Origin of the sequence: Variovorax sp. J22P240, from assembly GCF_030316855.1 — a bacterium.
GTDB lineage: Bacteria > Pseudomonadota > Gammaproteobacteria > Burkholderiales > Burkholderiaceae_C > Variovorax.
Window position 1 is genome coordinate 1 of record NZ_JASZYR010000019.1, and the last position, 13608, is coordinate 13608.

The 13608-nt window shown below is 64.1% G+C and carries 16 protein-coding genes; 3 read left to right on the forward strand and 13 right to left on the reverse strand.

Translation table 11 applies throughout. From position 1 onward, the window contains the following. From QTI24_RS27780 to QTI24_RS27820, 9 genes are all read right to left on the reverse strand, one after another. Positions 1-106: GTP-binding protein (locus QTI24_RS27780; RefSeq protein WP_007829589.1), on the reverse strand; the 106-nt coding region annotated here is incomplete at its 3' end. Between the two features lie 108 nt (positions 107-214). After that, a complete protein-coding gene (gene fusA / locus QTI24_RS27785) occupies positions 215-2317 on the reverse strand; it encodes an elongation factor G (protein WP_286604848.1) in 2103 nt (700 codons plus the stop codon). 86 nt (positions 2318-2403) lie between these two features. Beyond that, positions 2404-2877: a 30S ribosomal protein S7 gene (rpsG, locus tag QTI24_RS27790; RefSeq protein ID WP_286508375.1), complete on the reverse strand. Its 474-nt coding sequence runs from the start codon at positions 2875-2877 to the stop codon at positions 2404-2406. A gap of 147 nt (positions 2878-3024) precedes the next feature. Continuing rightward, the gene (gene rpsL, locus QTI24_RS27795; protein ID WP_028249584.1) at positions 3025-3402 is read right to left on the reverse strand and encodes a 30S ribosomal protein S12; all 378 of its coding nucleotides are present in this window, start codon (positions 3400-3402) and stop codon (positions 3025-3027) included. A gap of 147 nt (positions 3403-3549) precedes the next feature. Further along, on the reverse strand, positions 3550-4719 hold the full coding sequence (locus tag QTI24_RS27800; RefSeq protein WP_286604850.1) for a D-alanyl-D-alanine carboxypeptidase family protein: 1170 nt from the start codon (positions 4717-4719) through the stop codon (positions 3550-3552). A 21-nt stretch (positions 4720-4740) separates the two neighbouring features. Beyond that, on the reverse strand, positions 4741-5373 hold the full coding sequence (locus tag QTI24_RS27805; RefSeq protein ID WP_286604852.1) for an alpha/beta hydrolase: 633 nt from the start codon (positions 5371-5373) through the stop codon (positions 4741-4743). A gap of 10 nt (positions 5374-5383) precedes the next feature. Continuing rightward, positions 5384-5737: a (2Fe-2S) ferredoxin domain-containing protein gene (locus QTI24_RS27810; protein ID WP_286604854.1), complete on the reverse strand. Its 354-nt coding sequence runs from the start codon at positions 5735-5737 to the stop codon at positions 5384-5386. A gap of 54 nt (positions 5738-5791) precedes the next feature. Further along, positions 5792-6907, reverse strand: a complete 1116-nt coding sequence (locus QTI24_RS27815; protein WP_286604855.1) for a VanZ family protein — start codon at positions 6905-6907, stop codon at positions 5792-5794. A gap of 5 nt (positions 6908-6912) precedes the next feature. Further along, positions 6913-7341, reverse strand: coding sequence for a CopD family protein (locus QTI24_RS27820; RefSeq protein ID WP_286604856.1), 429 nt, complete (start codon positions 7339-7341; stop codon positions 6913-6915). Between the two features lie 334 nt (positions 7342-7675). Between QTI24_RS27820 and hemB the strand changes: the two genes are divergently transcribed. Next, entirely contained in the window at positions 7676-8680 is a 1005-nt protein-coding gene (gene hemB, locus QTI24_RS27825; RefSeq protein WP_286604857.1) for a porphobilinogen synthase, read from the forward strand. A 76-nt stretch (positions 8681-8756) separates the two neighbouring features. After that, positions 8757-9896, forward strand: a complete 1140-nt coding sequence (locus QTI24_RS27830; protein ID WP_286604858.1) for a magnesium transporter CorA family protein — start codon at positions 8757-8759, stop codon at positions 9894-9896. A gap of 73 nt (positions 9897-9969) precedes the next feature. Here QTI24_RS27830 and QTI24_RS27835 read toward each other — a convergent pair whose 3' ends face one another. Continuing rightward, positions 9970-10338: a DUF4148 domain-containing protein gene (locus QTI24_RS27835; RefSeq protein ID WP_286604859.1), complete on the reverse strand. Its 369-nt coding sequence runs from the start codon at positions 10336-10338 to the stop codon at positions 9970-9972. A gap of 199 nt (positions 10339-10537) precedes the next feature. Next, positions 10538-10888 (reverse strand): alpha/beta hydrolase, encoded by a 351-nt coding sequence (locus QTI24_RS27840; RefSeq protein WP_286604860.1) that lies wholly within the window; start codon positions 10886-10888, stop codon positions 10538-10540. Positions 10889-11060: 172 nt separating this feature from the next. On the opposite strand from QTI24_RS27840, the gene QTI24_RS27845 reads away from it, so the two are divergent. Further along, positions 11061-12014: a LysR family transcriptional regulator gene (locus QTI24_RS27845; RefSeq protein WP_286604862.1), complete on the forward strand. Its 954-nt coding sequence runs from the start codon at positions 11061-11063 to the stop codon at positions 12012-12014. On the opposite strand, the gene QTI24_RS27850 is transcribed toward QTI24_RS27845, so the two are convergent. Both QTI24_RS27850 and QTI24_RS27855 read right to left on the reverse strand, forming a co-directional pair. Beyond that, complete coding sequence (locus QTI24_RS27850; protein ID WP_286604995.1) at positions 12007-12879, reverse strand: amidohydrolase family protein; 873 nt, start codon at positions 12877-12879, stop codon at positions 12007-12009. The two genes, QTI24_RS27845 and QTI24_RS27850, sit on opposite strands and share 8 nt — an antisense overlap. Before the next feature lie 25 nt (positions 12880-12904). Next, on the reverse strand, positions 12905-13588 hold the full coding sequence (locus QTI24_RS27855) for a dienelactone hydrolase family protein (protein WP_286604863.1): 684 nt from the start codon (positions 13586-13588) through the stop codon (positions 12905-12907). Positions 13589-13608 lie beyond the last annotated feature (20 nt).

A 13608-nucleotide genomic window follows, 5' to 3' on the forward strand; every position in this document is an offset into this window, starting at 1 on the left:
GCACCGTCGCAATCGCCGCCGTCAGCGTCGTCTTGCCATGGTCCACGTGACCAATCGTGCCCACGTTCACGTGCGGCTTCGTACGGGTGAATTTTCCTTTTGCCATTTTCTATCCTTGAAAGAGCAATGCCCGTGTGGGGTTTAACGTCTGCACCCTGTTGCTGGTTCTCTCGCCACGGGCAACGAAAGGCACGGGGTCGCAGACTGAACGGGTTTACTTCGAGCGCGACGCGACGATGGCTTCGGCCACGTTGCGCGGTGCTTCGGAGTAATGCTTGAACTCCATCGTGTAGGTGGCGCGGCCTTGCGTGGCCGAGCGCAGCGTGGTCGAGTAGCCGAACATTTCCGACAGGGGGACTTCCGCCTTGATGAGCTTGCCACCACCGATCATGTCGTCCATGCCCTGCACCATGCCGCGACGCGAAGACAGGTCGCCCATCACGTTGCCGGCGTAGTCTTCCGGGGTCTCGACTTCCACGGCCATCATCGGCTCCAGGATCACCGGCGAAGCCTTGCGGGCGCCTTCCTTGAAACCGAAGATCGCGGCCATCTTGAATGCCATTTCGTTCGAGTCCACGTCGTGGTACGAACCGAAGTGCAGCGTGACCTTGACGTCGACGACCGGGTAGCCGGCCAGCACACCTTGGGTCAGCGCTTCGATCACGCCCTTTTCGACAGCGGGGATGTACTCGCGCGGCACCACGCCGCCCTTGATCGCGTCGACGAATTCGAAGCCCTTGCCGGCTTCGTTCGGCTCGAGCTTGAGCACCACGTGGCCGTACTGGCCCTTGCCGCCCGACTGGCGAACGAACTTGCCTTCGGCATCTTCAACCGTCTTGCGGATCGTTTCGCGGTAGGCCACCTGCGGCTTGCCGACGTTGGCTTCCACGCCGAACTCGCGCTTCATGCGGTCCACGATGATTTCGAGGTGAAGCTCGCCCATGCCGGAGATGATGGTCTGGCCGGATTCCTCGTCGGAACGCACGCGGAACGACGGATCTTCGGAAGCCAGGCGTTGGAGCGCAATGCCCATCTTTTCCTGGTCGGCCTTGGTCTTCGGCTCGACGGCCTGCGAGATCACGGGCTCGGGGAACTCCATGCGCTCGAGCGTGATGATCGCGTCCGGATCGCACAGCGTTTCGCCGGTGGTCACATCCTTCAGGCCCACGCATGCGGCGATGTCGCCGGCGCGGATTTCGTCGATCTCGAGACGCTCGTTGGCGTGCATCTGCACGATACGGCCGATGCGCTCCTTCTTGCCCTTGACCGGGTTGTAGACCGTGTCACCCTTGCTCAGCACGCCCGAGTAGACGCGCACGAAGGTCAACTGGCCGACGTACGGGTCGGTCATCAGCTTGAATGCCAGTGCCGAGAATTTCTCTTCGTCGGTCGGCTTGCGGCTGGTTTCCTTTTCGTCGTCGTCGGTGCCTTCGACCGGGGGGATGTCCATCGGCGAGGGCATCAGTTCGATCACGGCGTCGAGCATGCGCTGCACGCCCTTGTTCTTGAACGCGCTGCCACACATCATCGGCTGGATCTCGCCCGCGATGGTGCGCGTGCGCAGGCCGAAAGTGATCTCGTCCTCGCTGAGGTCGCCCTCTTCGAGGTACTTGTTCATCAGCTCTTCGGAAGCCTCGGCGGCGCTCTCGACCATCTTCTCGCGCCATTCCTTGGCGGACTCGAGCAGTTCGGCCGGGATCTCGCGGTATTCGAACTTCATGCCCTGCGAGGCCTCGTCCCAGAAGATGGCCTTCATCTTGCGCAGGTCGACCACGCCCTGGAACTTGTCCTCAGCGCCAATCGGGATCACGATCGGCACGGGACTGGCCTTCAGGCGGTCAATCATCATCTGGCGCACGCGGAAGAAGTTGGCGCCGATGCGGTCCATCTTGTTGACGAACGCGAGGCGGGGCACCTTGTACTTGTTGGCCTGGCGCCAGACGGTCTCGGACTGGGGCTGCACGCCGCCGACCGAGTCGTACACCATCACGGCGCCGTCGAGCACGCGCATGGAACGCTCCACCTCGATGGTGAAGTCCACGTGACCGGGGGTGTCGATGATGTTGATGCGGTGTTCGGGCAGCGAACGGTCCATGCCCTTCCAGAAGCAGGTCACGGCAGCCGAGGTGATCGTGATGCCGCGCTCTTGCTCCTGCTCCATCCAGTCGGTCGTGGCAGCGCCGTCATGCACTTCGCCCAGCTTGTGGGTCACGCCGGTGTAGAACAGGATGCGCTCGGTGGTGGTCGTCTTGCCGGCGTCGATGTGGGCCGAGATACCGATGTTGCGGTAGCGCTCGATGGGGGTCTTGCGTGCCATGAAATTTACTCCGTTAACGGATGAAAGCCCGCCCACCGCATCGGTGGGTCGGGCTTCCAGCCTGTCTGTATTTAGGGGGACGACTCTTAGAAGCGGAAGTGGCTGAAGGCCTTGTTGGCCTCGGCCATGCGATGCACTTCATCGCGCTTCTTCATGGCGCCGCCACGGCCTTCCGTGGCTTCCATGAGCTCGTTGGCCAGACGAAGGGCCATCGACTTCTCGCCGCGCTTGCGGGCGGCTTCCTTGATCCAGCGCATCGAGAGCGCCAGACGACGGACCGGACGCACTTCGACCGGCACCTGGTAGTTCGCACCGCCCACGCGGCGCGACTTCACTTCGACCATCGGCTTGACGTTGTTGATGGCGATGGTGAAAGCTTCCAGCGGGTCCTTGCCCGGGTTCTTCTTCTCGATCTGGTCGAGCGCACCGTAGATGATGCGCTCGGCGATTGCCTTCTTGCCGCCTTCCATGATCACGTTCATGAACTTCGACAGCTCGACATTGCCGTACTTGGGATCCGGCAGGATTTCACGTTTGGGGACTTCGCGACGACGTGGCATTTTTCTAACCTCTTTGCTTCAGTTGGCGCCGTTTCCGACACCGCGAGAGCCAACAAGAACTCTCACTTACTCGACCCAAAATCGGGTCACTTCGTTCGATGCACCGGCCAAGGCACACGAACACCGCTGAATGAAATTCGGAAAGCCTTAGGCCTTCTTGGGACGCTTCGCGCCGTACTTGGAACGCGACTGCTTGCGATCTTTCACGCCTTGCAAGTCGAGCGAACCGCGCACGATGTGGTAACGAACACCGGGCAAGTCCTTGACACGACCGCCGCGAACCAGCACGACGCTGTGTTCCTGCAGGTTGTGGCCTTCGCCGCCGATGTAGGAAATGACCTCGAAGCCGTTGGTCAGGCGCACCTTGGCGACCTTACGCAGCGCCGAGTTCGGCTTTTTCGGGGTCGTGGTGTAGACCCGGGTGCAGACACCGCGACGTTGCGGCGAGTTCTGCATGGCAGGGCTCTTCGACTTGATCTTTTCGACCTCGCGACCCTGACGCACCAGTTGATTGATGGTTGGCATGAATGAATTAATCCCAAAACACTCCGGCCGGATTCCTCTTCATGACGTGACATGGCGCGAGGAGGCCGGGAGATGACGAAAACGTGAAACCCTTCGGTTTTTTCCGAAAAGCCCACGAGTATAGCACTGACCTCAGCTGAACAACAGCTACTTGATCCAGAGGCGAACGGCGTCCCACGCGCGGCCCAGCAGGCCCGCCTGCTCCACGGCATCGAGTGCAACCAATTGCACCTCGGTCACCGGCTGATCCGCCAGGGAGACCTTCAGCGTACCGACAGGCTGGTTCTTGGCGAGCGGCGCAACCAGCGGGTCCGGGCGCGCCACGTAAGTCTTGATCTTGCTGGCGGAACCCGCCGGGACCGCGACCACGATCGCCTCCGGGCGGCCGAGCTTGACGGTGTTTTCCTTGCCCTTCCACACGGGCGGCGTCGCGACGGGCTGGCCGGCATCGAACAGGCGGACCGCGTCATAGGCGGTATAGCCCCAGTTCAGGAGCTTCTGGGATTCGTTGGCACGTGCGTTTTCGCTGGCGGTGCCCAGGACGATGGATAGCAGGCGGCGGCCACCGCCGAGGTTCGGGAAGTCGCGCTTGGCCGTTACGACCATGCAATAGCCCGCAGCTTCCGTATGGCCGGTCTTCAGGCCATCGACGGTCGGATCGCGGAACAGCAGGAGATTGCGATTGGTGTCGTTGGTCGATGGCGTGCCGGGAAAGCGGTACTTCTTGATCGAGTAGTAGTGCATGTACTCCGGGAAGTCGCGCATCAGCCGCGTCGCCAGCGTGCTCAGGTCGCGCGCGGTCGTGGTGTGCCCCGGCGCGGTGAGTCCTTCCGGATTCTTGTAGACCGTGTTCTTCAGTCCGAGCACCTTGGCCTGCTCGTTCATGAGTTCGACAAAGTGCTCGACCGTCCCGCCTACGCCCTCGGCCAGGGCGATCGTGGCGTCGTTGCCCGACTGGACGATCAGCCCCTTGATCAGGTCTTCGACCGGCACCTGCATCTTCGGGTCGATGAACATCCGCGAGCCGGGCATTTTCCAGGCGCGCGTGCTGACCGGCAGCGTTTGCTGCAGGGTGATCTTCTTGGCCTTGAGCGCGTCGAAGACCAGGTAAGCCGACATCAACTTGGTGAGAGAGGCCGGCTCGACCGCGGTGTCGATGTCCTTTTGCGCCAGCAACTGGTTGGCGGTGACGTCGAGCAACAGGTAGCTGCGCGCAGCGACTTCGGGTGGCACCGGAACCTGGGCAACGGCGATCAGGCAGATGGATGCGGCAGCAGTGACTGCCAACGCGCGCAGCGTCTTGAAAAAACGATTCATGGGGATGCGTGAGACGGAAAACTAGCCCGCGCGGAGATGGCGGACCACGAGACTCTTGAGCAGCGGCAATTGTCCGTGAAAGAAATGTCCGCCTCCGGGAACGACTGTGACAGGAAGTGACTGTGGACGAGCCCAGTCCATCACGGCGGCAAGCGGCACGGTGTCGTCCTGCTCCCCGTGCACGACCAGCGCGCGTTCGTGCGAATCGGGCGGCAGCGTCGCGACGGAAAAGCGCGATGCGGCCGTGCCGACGAGGACGACGTGGCGGATGTCGCGCGAAGCCCAGAGGGTTTCGATGGCGCCGCTCGCGACGAAGGCACCGAACGAAAAGCCGGCGATCGCCAACGGACCCTCGGGCGCCAGTTGCCGGACGAGTTCGAGCATGTCTTCGCGCTCGCCCCGGCCTTCATCGTGGGCGCCTTCGCTGGCGCCAACGCCCCGGAAGTTGAAGCGCAGGGCCGTCCAGCCGCAGGCGACAAAGGCGCGGGCAAGCGTCTGCACCACCTTGTTGTCCATCGTGCCGCCGAAGAGCGGATGGGGATGGGTGATCACGGCGACGCCCAGTGCAGGCGCGCCCTCGGCAGCAGGATCGCGCAGCACCTCGATGGCGCCGGCAGCACCTTTCAGTTGGAGCTTTTCAGTACGCGAATTCATCGGCGCGGCCTTAACGCCCGATGTCGGGAGGAAGCAGCAGGCGCTCTACGACCTGCCCGTTCTTCAGGTGCGACTCGACGATTTCGTCGATGTCATCCTCGTCGACGTAGGTGTACCAGACCGCCTCGGGATAGACCACTGCTACCGGTCCGCCCGCGCAACGGTCCAGGCACCCCGCCTTGTTGACGCGGACCTTGCCGGGCCCGGCCAGGCCCGCTTCCTTGACGCGCGACTTGCAGCGATCGAAGCCCTCCTGCGCGTTGTGCTTCGAACAGGAGTCTTCGCCACTCTTGCGTTCGTTCAGGCAGAAGAAGACGTGACGGCTGTAATAACCCGCTGGCGCGGGGGTGCTTGAACTGGACATCGAACCATTCTATTGAGCGTCGCCGCGGCCTTGCGCCAGCAGGGTCGGTCGCTCTCAGGCGCCCTTCGCGCGGCTCGACAGCGCCATCAGCACGTAGCCGAGCGTCGCGAACGGCCACAGCCATCCCAGCCACTGGGCGAGCCCGTGGAATCGGATGAAACGCCCCTGCTCCCACGTCGCCAGCGTCTGCGCGAAGTAGGCGCTTTCAGGCGCCTGGTTCAGCAGGCTCAGGTGCACCACCAGCGCGACGAGCAGCAGGGCAGCGCAGAACCGACGAGGCGCCCCCAGCAGGAGGACGCCGACGAACAGCGCCGCCGCGATGCCGATCTGGACAGGCAGACTCAACCAGGCCCAGGCGTGTTCCGGACCGTAGCTGAGCGCGGCCGACAGAGCCGTCGCCGCCATGCCGCTCAGCAGCGTCAGCGGCAGGAGAATGGCGCGCCGCGCAATGGAGCGCGTGATCAGGAAGGCGAGCAGGCACGGCACCAGCGCACCCAGCATGACGCACAGCAGCTCGACGCCGGGCACGAGGGGCTCGAGTTCGAACTGGCGCACCGGCAGCCAGTCGATGAACGGCGTGTCGAGCAGCCATTCCGAGATCGCCGTCTCGACGCGCTCGAAGACTTGTCCGAGGCCGAAGGTAACAGCGGCCGGAAACAACAATGCCGGGGGCCACAACGCCAGTAGCACGAGCCCGCCGCGTGAATCGTCGACAAACCAGTTGGAGCGCGTCCGATGCCAATGGGCCACCGCGCCGAATCGCTCGAGCGCCGCCGCGAGCACGGCGCCTGCCAACGCGCCGGCGGCGTTCAAGCCGAGATCGACGTTGGAAGGAATGCGCGCCGGCAGGTAGCTTTGCAGGGTCTCCATGGCGAATGCGATCGCCGCGCCGGCCACCGTCGCGCGAAGCACGGCGCCAACGACGCCAGCCTCGGGACGTGTACGCAACACGGCAATCGCGGCCAGGAAGCCGAGCGGCATGTAGCCAACGACATTGATCCCGAAATCGAAGGCGGTCCAATACCGCGGCCAGGGCGCGGCCAGATAGGCCCAGGGCGCGATGCCCTGGTCGCGCCAATCGGCGAAGGGATAGAGGCTCGCGTAGACGACCAGCGCGGCATAGGCGAGCGCCAGCGGCAACGCGACGGACTTGTGCTGCTGCGTTGCCACAGCGTTCAGAAGGGCTTGACGACGACCAGCACCACAATGCCGAGCAACAGGAGCACTGGCAACTCGTTGAACCACCGATACCAGCGGTGGCTTCGGTTGTCGTTGCCCGCCGCAATGCGCCGCAGGAGCACGCCGCAGCCGTGGTGATAGCCGATCGCTCCCAGGACCAGCGCCAGCTTTGCATGCATCCAGCCATTGCCCGGGCCGCGCCCGATGCCGTAGCCGAGCCACAGCCACAAGCCGAACCCCAAGGCCGGCACCGCCAGGAAAGTGGTGAAACGGAACAGCTTGCGCGCCATGAGCACCAACCGCGCGCGCTCTGCGACGGACTCCGGCGCCACCATCGCCAGGTTGACGAAGATCCGCGGAAGATAGAAAAGGCCCGCGAACCAGCTGGCGATGAACACGATGTGCAGCGATTTGACCCAGAGCATGGCGGCAGTTTAGTGGGGCGCTCCCGACGCGGACCTCAGGCGGGGCACGCGCTCCGGCGCGCAAAAAAAAGCCCGGCGTCAAGCGCCGGGCTGGGAAGCCCTTTTGCTGTCACACATCAAGGCACCCGCTCAGGGAGGAAAAGCGGGGAGCGGCAAGCCGCCCAAGACAGAATTTAACAAAGGCAAAACAACCTATCAAGCGACCAGTGGCTTTTTTTGACCTTTAGGTTCACAAAAACAATACTGTCAGGTTGTTTTGAGCATGTTTCCAACGGAATGTCGGCCGGAGCCATTCAACGAAGGTGCTCCGTGCCGTTGGGGCACAATTTTCGACATGACCCTTCATGCTCCATTTCCCGCCGGCCGGCCGCGCCGGCTGCGCCGGGATGCTTTCACGCGCAATCTTGTACGTGAGCACATGCTCTCGCCACACGATCTGATTTATCCGGTATTTGTGCAGGAAGGCAAGAAGCGCCGCGATGCGGTCCCGTCCATGCCCGGCGTCGAACGGCTCAGCCTGGATCTGCTCCTGCAGGTCGCCGAGCAATGCGTGAAGTTGGGGATCCCGGTGATGGCCTTGTTTCCCGTCATCGATGCATCGCTGAAGACCCCGTCCGGCGACGAAGCCTTCAATCCTGACGGCCTGATCCCGCGCGTGGTCGCCGCGCTGAAGGCACGCTTTCCGGAACTCGGCGTGATGACCGACGTCGCCCTGGACCCCTACACCAGCCACGGCCAGGACGGCCTGCTCGACGATACCGGCTACATCCTCAACGATCCGACCGTCGAGGTGCTGGTCAAGCAGGCGCTCACGCAATCGCAGGCCGGCGTGGACATCGTGGCGCCGAGCGACATGATGGACGGCCGGATCGGCGCGGTTCGCAACGCGCTCGAATCGCGCGGCGACATCCACACGCGAATCATGGCCTACAGTGCCAAGTACGCGAGCGCCTTCTATGGTCCCTTCCGCGATGCGGTCGGCTCGGCCTCCAACCTCGGCAAGAGCAACAAGAAGGTCTACCAGATGGACCCGGGAAACAGCGACGAGGCGCTGCGCGAAGTGGCAATCGACATCGCCGAAGGCGCCGACATGGTGATGGTGAAGCCCGGCATGCCCTACCTCGACATCGTGCGGCGGGTCAAGGATGAATTCCGCGTGCCGACCTTCGCCTACCAGGTCAGCGGCGAGTACGCGATGCTCAAGGCCGCCGCCCAGAACGGCTGGCTCGACCACGATGCAGTGGTGCTCGAAAGCCTCCTGGCCTTCAAGCGCGCGGGCGCCGACGGGGTGCTCACCTATTTCGCGCTCGATGCCGCCCGATTGCTGAAACAAGCTTGAGGCACTGCACGCTCGTCGCCCTGCCGCACCAGGCCGCGGTGGCGGCCAGAAGAACAAGGACAAGGGGACAGCCCTGATGCGTATTTTCAAGATCGACGGCACACGGGTCAGCGAACACGACGCGCTCGCGCCCATGGCCGCGCCGGGGGCCTGCGAGCAAGGCTACCTGTGGCTGTCGCTGACGCGGGAAGAGTTCCGCGCCTCGCTCGCCCAGGTGCAAGACGTCCTGCAATCGCTTTGCAACACGCACCTGGTCGATTTGCATGTGAGCGATCTCCTCAACGACCAACTGCCGTCGCGCTACGACTACACCTCGCAATACGACCTTCTCGTGTTTCGGAGGTTGGCCGCCTCCAACGGCACGGGCCAGCCGAAAGCCGTTGAGGGCATGGTTCCGCGTGGGGGCCCGCCCGTGCTCCGGCGCGTGGACACGCGGCCCGTGGGCTTCGCGGTGTTCGATCGCGTCCTGCTGTCGGTGCATCCCGAGGATGGCGCCGTGCGCGATGCCTTCGCCGCCAAGCTCCTCGCCGCAGCCGCGCCGGGCGATCGCGGTCGTGCCGCGCTGCCCGCGCTGGACGTGCGCGCTGTCTCCGCACGGATCCCCTCCAGCCCGGCGGATCTCATGCTGCGCGTCATCAACCAGATCGTCGATGCCTACCTCGACCTCCGGCGCGAGCTGACCAAGCAACTGGATCACTGGCAGGCTGAGCTGATCGACCCCAAGAGCCGCTTCACGAACTGGAGCGCGCTGATGGACGCGCGGCAGTCGCTGCATCACCTGGACGAGATCTGCGAGGACCAGCGAGCCTGCATCCAGGACTGGATCGATGCCTTCGAAACCCTGCCGGCGCCGGAAGGCGCCGCCGAGCACCGCGAACGCGAACTCGTTATGGTTCGCAGCCGGGACGTGCTGGAGCACATCGAGCGCGTGGTGCACCACGTCCGACGGCTCGAACAAAACGCCGAAACGGCAGTCCAGATGCATTTCAGCGTCCAAAGCCATCGCGCCAACGACATCATGCGGGTGCTCACCGTGCTCACCGCGGTGTTCCTGCCGCTCAACCTGATCGCGGGCATCTTCGGCATGAACTTCGAGTTCATCCCGCTCGTGCACAAGGCAGACGGGTTCTGGATCGCAATGGGATCCATGGGCGCGATCGCCGTGGTGCTGGTCGTCGTGTTCTGGCGCAAGCGCTACCTGGCGCGGCCGCACTAGGAACCAGACGGGCAAAGAAAAAGCCGGGCGGCGCTTGCGCACCACCCGGCTTTTTGTCAGGCCGAAGCCTGGATTACTTGGCCGTAGCCGCGCCGTCCTTTTGCGCTTGAACGCGGGGCTCGGCCGACTTGTTCATGGTCGAGATCACGCGGCTGTTGTACTTCGAGCCGGGAACCACGTTCGAGTCCACGGCGTTCGCGGTCGCGATGGCTTGTGCGCGCACAGCAGCCGGGTCGGCCGTCGGGGTGAAGCGCTCCGCGCCACGCGAACCACGCGGAATGTTCTGGTCGGCGGCGGCAGCGGCGCTCACGGCTTCCACATTGACTTCGTCGCGGCTCTTGGCCGAAACGGACGCATGCACGCCGTCATAGGTTTCGGCCTGGGCGCCGGCGGCAGCCAGGATCGAGATTGCGGCAGCGGCGAGGATGTGCGAGGTCTTCATTTCAGGTCCTTGTTCGTCGGAGTTTGTTTTCGAAACCAGGCTCGCTGTCGCTGGCCTGTGCGGCGAGTCTCCGATGAAACACCTACGGGAAAACACCAAGAAACGAGACACCGCGTTTCCACGATCGAAACAATCGTGTGCGAAAGACTCGCGCCATGAAAAACCGAGCCGCGGGGCCCGGTCTTCATGGGGTTGCGGATCAAAGACCGGCTTGCTGCGTCACCGGGCGGGCGATCTTGTATTGCGACGGGATCACGCTGTTCACGAAGGCCTTGCGGTCCAGGTTCTGGTTGGCTTCGTGTGCGGTCGCAACGGCTTGGGCACGAATGGTCGCACGGTCGGCCGAAGCGGTCAGCGCCGGGGCAACGCGCGACGACGCGGCATCACCGTACGGGTTCTCACTGCGGGCGGCGGCGACGGCTTGCGCATTCACGTCGGCGCGGCTATTGGCCGACACCGGCGCATGCACGCCTTCGTAGGTTTCGGCTTGTGCGCCAGCGGCGGCGAGAATCGTGAGAGCGGCAGCGGCGATGATCTTCGAGGTCTTCATTTCAATGTCCTTCGTTGGCTTTGGATGATGTTGAACGGGCGACCGGCTCGGTGTCTGTTCACTCAGACCAGCCTGGGCTGCTCTGTGAAGATGGAGTTTGCGCCCAAAAAATAGGTAAAAACCCTAGCAAAATGAACCATGGTGTTCATCAAATCGAAACAATGGGAGCCGAATGGACGGTCTTGACCTGCTGAAGGCCTTTCGCGAAGTCGCCGCGCGCGGCAGCTTTTCCCGGGCGGCCACGACCCTGGGCATGTCGAAGGCGAACGTCAGCAAATATGTGGCCCAGTTGGAGGAGCGCTTCGGCGTGCGCCTGCTCAATCGTTCGACACGCTCGGTCAGCCTGACCGATGCGGGACATCTGCTGCTCGAACGCAGCAAGCCGCTGATGGAGATGGTCGAACTCACGCAGACAGAGTTGCAGGAGCACGCGGGCCACCCGCGCGGGCGGCTCCGGATCACGGCACCGCACGGCCTCGGGCAAAGCACCTTCCCCGGCATCGTCGGCGAATTCATGGCGACCTATCCGGACGTGCATGTGAGCCTGCACCTGAGCAACCGCGTGATCGACCTGGTCGAGGAAGGCGTTGACATTGCGCTGCGCCTGGGCCGCATCCGGGACGAAAACCTCATCGTGCGCCGATTGCGGTTGATGGACCTCGCGCTGTGCGCCGCTCCCGGCTACTGGGCCCAACGCGGCCTGCCCAAGAAACCGGACGACATGCGCCGCCACGACGTGCTGACCTACTCGCTCGCTGGCGGTGCGCCGCATCTTCCGTTCGAGGTCGACGGCGAGCCCTACAGCGTCCCGGTGCATAGCCGCATGGACGCCAACGACGCCGCGCCGCTGATCGGCGTGGCGCTCGCCGGGCTCGGCGCGGTGTGCGTGCCGGCGATGATGGCGCAGTCGCACATCGAGCGCGGTGCACTGGTTCCCGTGTTGAAGGAATACATGCCGCGCGATCTCTGGCTGTATGCGGCGTACTCGCAGCGCCGGCACAACAGCGCCGCCCTGCGGGCGCTGCTGGACTTTCTGGAAGCGCGCGTGCGCGACCCCGAGCCTACCGAAAAGCCTGCTGCACGCACGGCCGGCAAGCGAAACGCCAGGCAGCCGGCTGCTACCTGACGCCGAACAGCGCCGCCGCGTTCCCCCATGCGACGCGTTGCGCCACATCGGGCGGCAGGTCGCCGAGCCACGTGCGATAGCCGCGCATGATCTCGTCGTAGGCGCTCCAGCGCTGGTTGACCCAGGTGTCGGAGCCCACCATGAAGCGTTCCGGATACTTGAGGATCAGCGCACGCCATTCAGGGCACAACACGCCACCGTCGCAGGTGAGGCCCGGCCGATAGGACAGTTCTCCCATCAACAACGGATAGCGCTCCAGCAGCGCCTGCACCCGTGCGACGGACGGTCCGCCAATGCCGGTGTGTGCCCAGATCAGGCGCAGCGTCCGTCCATCGGAAGGCGCATGGGCCATCAGCAGATCGATCGCCACGTCGTCCACATGCGCCAGCACCGCAAGCTTCTTCTGCTCCGCCAGGACGATCAGCTTTTTCGCGACCGGCCCGTTGGCATTGGCGCTGTCGTAGAGATGGAACTCACCCAGCCCCTTGTAGGGTCCGCTCGCAGTGCCGCGGGCGAGTTCGGTCTGGACCATCTCGTAGATGCTGTCGTCTCGGAACCAGTTGTCGTAGTCGGCGCGGTTCCGATAGAGCCGCACGAAGGGCACCACCGACACGCCGGCCTCTCGCGTCTCGCGCGCAGCGGCGAGCGTCTGGGTTCCGGCATTGGGACGTGAATTGGCGACGATGGCCTTCACGCCATTGCGCTGCATCCGCGCCAACGCATCAGCCGGCGGGTAAGGCCCAGTGTTGCCGTCCCAGGCCTCCTGGTTGTAGTGCAGGTGCGTGTCGAAGAGTGGCCCGGTGTAGTCGGCCGCCTGGGCCACCGACGCGAGGGCCATCGCGATGGCAACCCATGCGGCGCGCATGGAACCCGACACGCCCGGCACCGGATCAGCCGATGTGCTTGGCGAAGAACGCCAGCGTGCGCTCTTTCGCCAGCTTGGCCGATTCGGCGTTGTACGAACCGCGCTGGTCGCAGTTGAATCCGTGGTCGGCCTCGTAGACATGAACCTCGACTTCCGGGTGCGCCTTCTTGAAGGCCTCGACCGTCTCGACGGGAATCCAGTGGTCCTTCTTGCCGAATTGCGCGAGCACGGGCACTTTGGGCTTGCGCGCGGTTTCTTCGGGCGTCGTCATGCCGCCGCCGTAGTAAGGCGCTGCAGCCGCAAGTCCTGACAGCTGCTCAGCCGAGCGCCACGTGAGGAGGCCGCCCCAGCAATAGCCGACGATGCCGACTTTGCCGGCCTTCGACGCATAGTCGACGGCTGCCTGGATGTCCTGCATCACGCCCGGCGCGGGCAATGCCTCGACCGCCATCTTCAGCGCGAAGCCGGCCTTCATGTCGTCCTCGGAGTAGCCCAGTTCGACGCCTTGCTTCACCCGATGGAAGGTCGCCGGCGCGACCGCCAGGTAGCCCTCGGCTGCGTAGCCATCGGCCACCGAACGGATGTGCGAGTTGATGCCGAAGATCTCCTGCACCACGACGACGGCGCCCTTGGGCTTGCCCGAAGGCTCTGCGACATAGGCGGGATAGGTGAAGCCGTCTTTGGCGGTGAGATCGATGAATTGACCCATGGTCAGACTCCTGTGGTTGG

Bases quoted from the DNA above. Each gene is read 5' to 3' on its own strand.
- rpsL (WP_028249584.1), bottom strand. From the start codon at position 3,402: ATGCCAACCATCAATCAACTGGTGCGTCAGGGTCGCGAGGTCGAAAAG.
- rpsG (WP_286508375.1), bottom strand. From the start codon at position 2,877: ATGCCACGTCGTCGCGAAGTCCCCAAACGTGAAATCCTGCCGGATCCC.
- fusA (WP_286604848.1), bottom strand. From the start codon at position 2,317: ATGGCACGCAAGACCCCCATCGAGCGCTACCGCAACATCGGTATCTCG.
- QTI24_RS27845 (WP_286604862.1), top strand. From the start codon at position 11,061: ATGGACGGTCTTGACCTGCTGAAGGCCTTTCGCGAAGTCGCCGCGCGC.
- hemB (WP_286604857.1), top strand. From the start codon at position 7,676: ATGACCCTTCATGCTCCATTTCCCGCCGGCCGGCCGCGCCGGCTGCGC.
- QTI24_RS27820 (WP_286604856.1), bottom strand. From the start codon at position 7,341: ATGCTCTGGGTCAAATCGCTGCACATCGTGTTCATCGCCAGCTGGTTC.
- QTI24_RS27840 (WP_286604860.1), bottom strand. From the start codon at position 10,888: ATGAAGACCTCGAAGATCATCGCCGCTGCCGCTCTCACGATTCTCGCC.
- QTI24_RS27800 (WP_286604850.1), bottom strand. From the start codon at position 4,719: ATGAATCGTTTTTTCAAGACGCTGCGCGCGTTGGCAGTCACTGCTGCC.
- QTI24_RS27855 (WP_286604863.1), bottom strand. From the start codon at position 13,588: ATGGGTCAATTCATCGATCTCACCGCCAAAGACGGCTTCACCTATCCC.
- QTI24_RS27850 (WP_286604995.1), bottom strand. From the start codon at position 12,879: ATGCGCGCCGCATGGGTTGCCATCGCGATGGCCCTCGCGTCGGTGGCC.
- QTI24_RS27805 (WP_286604852.1), bottom strand. From the start codon at position 5,373: ATGAATTCGCGTACTGAAAAGCTCCAACTGAAAGGTGCTGCCGGCGCC.
- QTI24_RS27835 (WP_286604859.1), bottom strand. From the start codon at position 10,338: ATGAAGACCTCGCACATCCTCGCCGCTGCCGCAATCTCGATCCTGGCT.
- QTI24_RS27830 (WP_286604858.1), top strand. From the start codon at position 8,757: ATGCGTATTTTCAAGATCGACGGCACACGGGTCAGCGAACACGACGCG.
- QTI24_RS27810 (WP_286604854.1), bottom strand. From the start codon at position 5,737: ATGTCCAGTTCAAGCACCCCCGCGCCAGCGGGTTATTACAGCCGTCAC.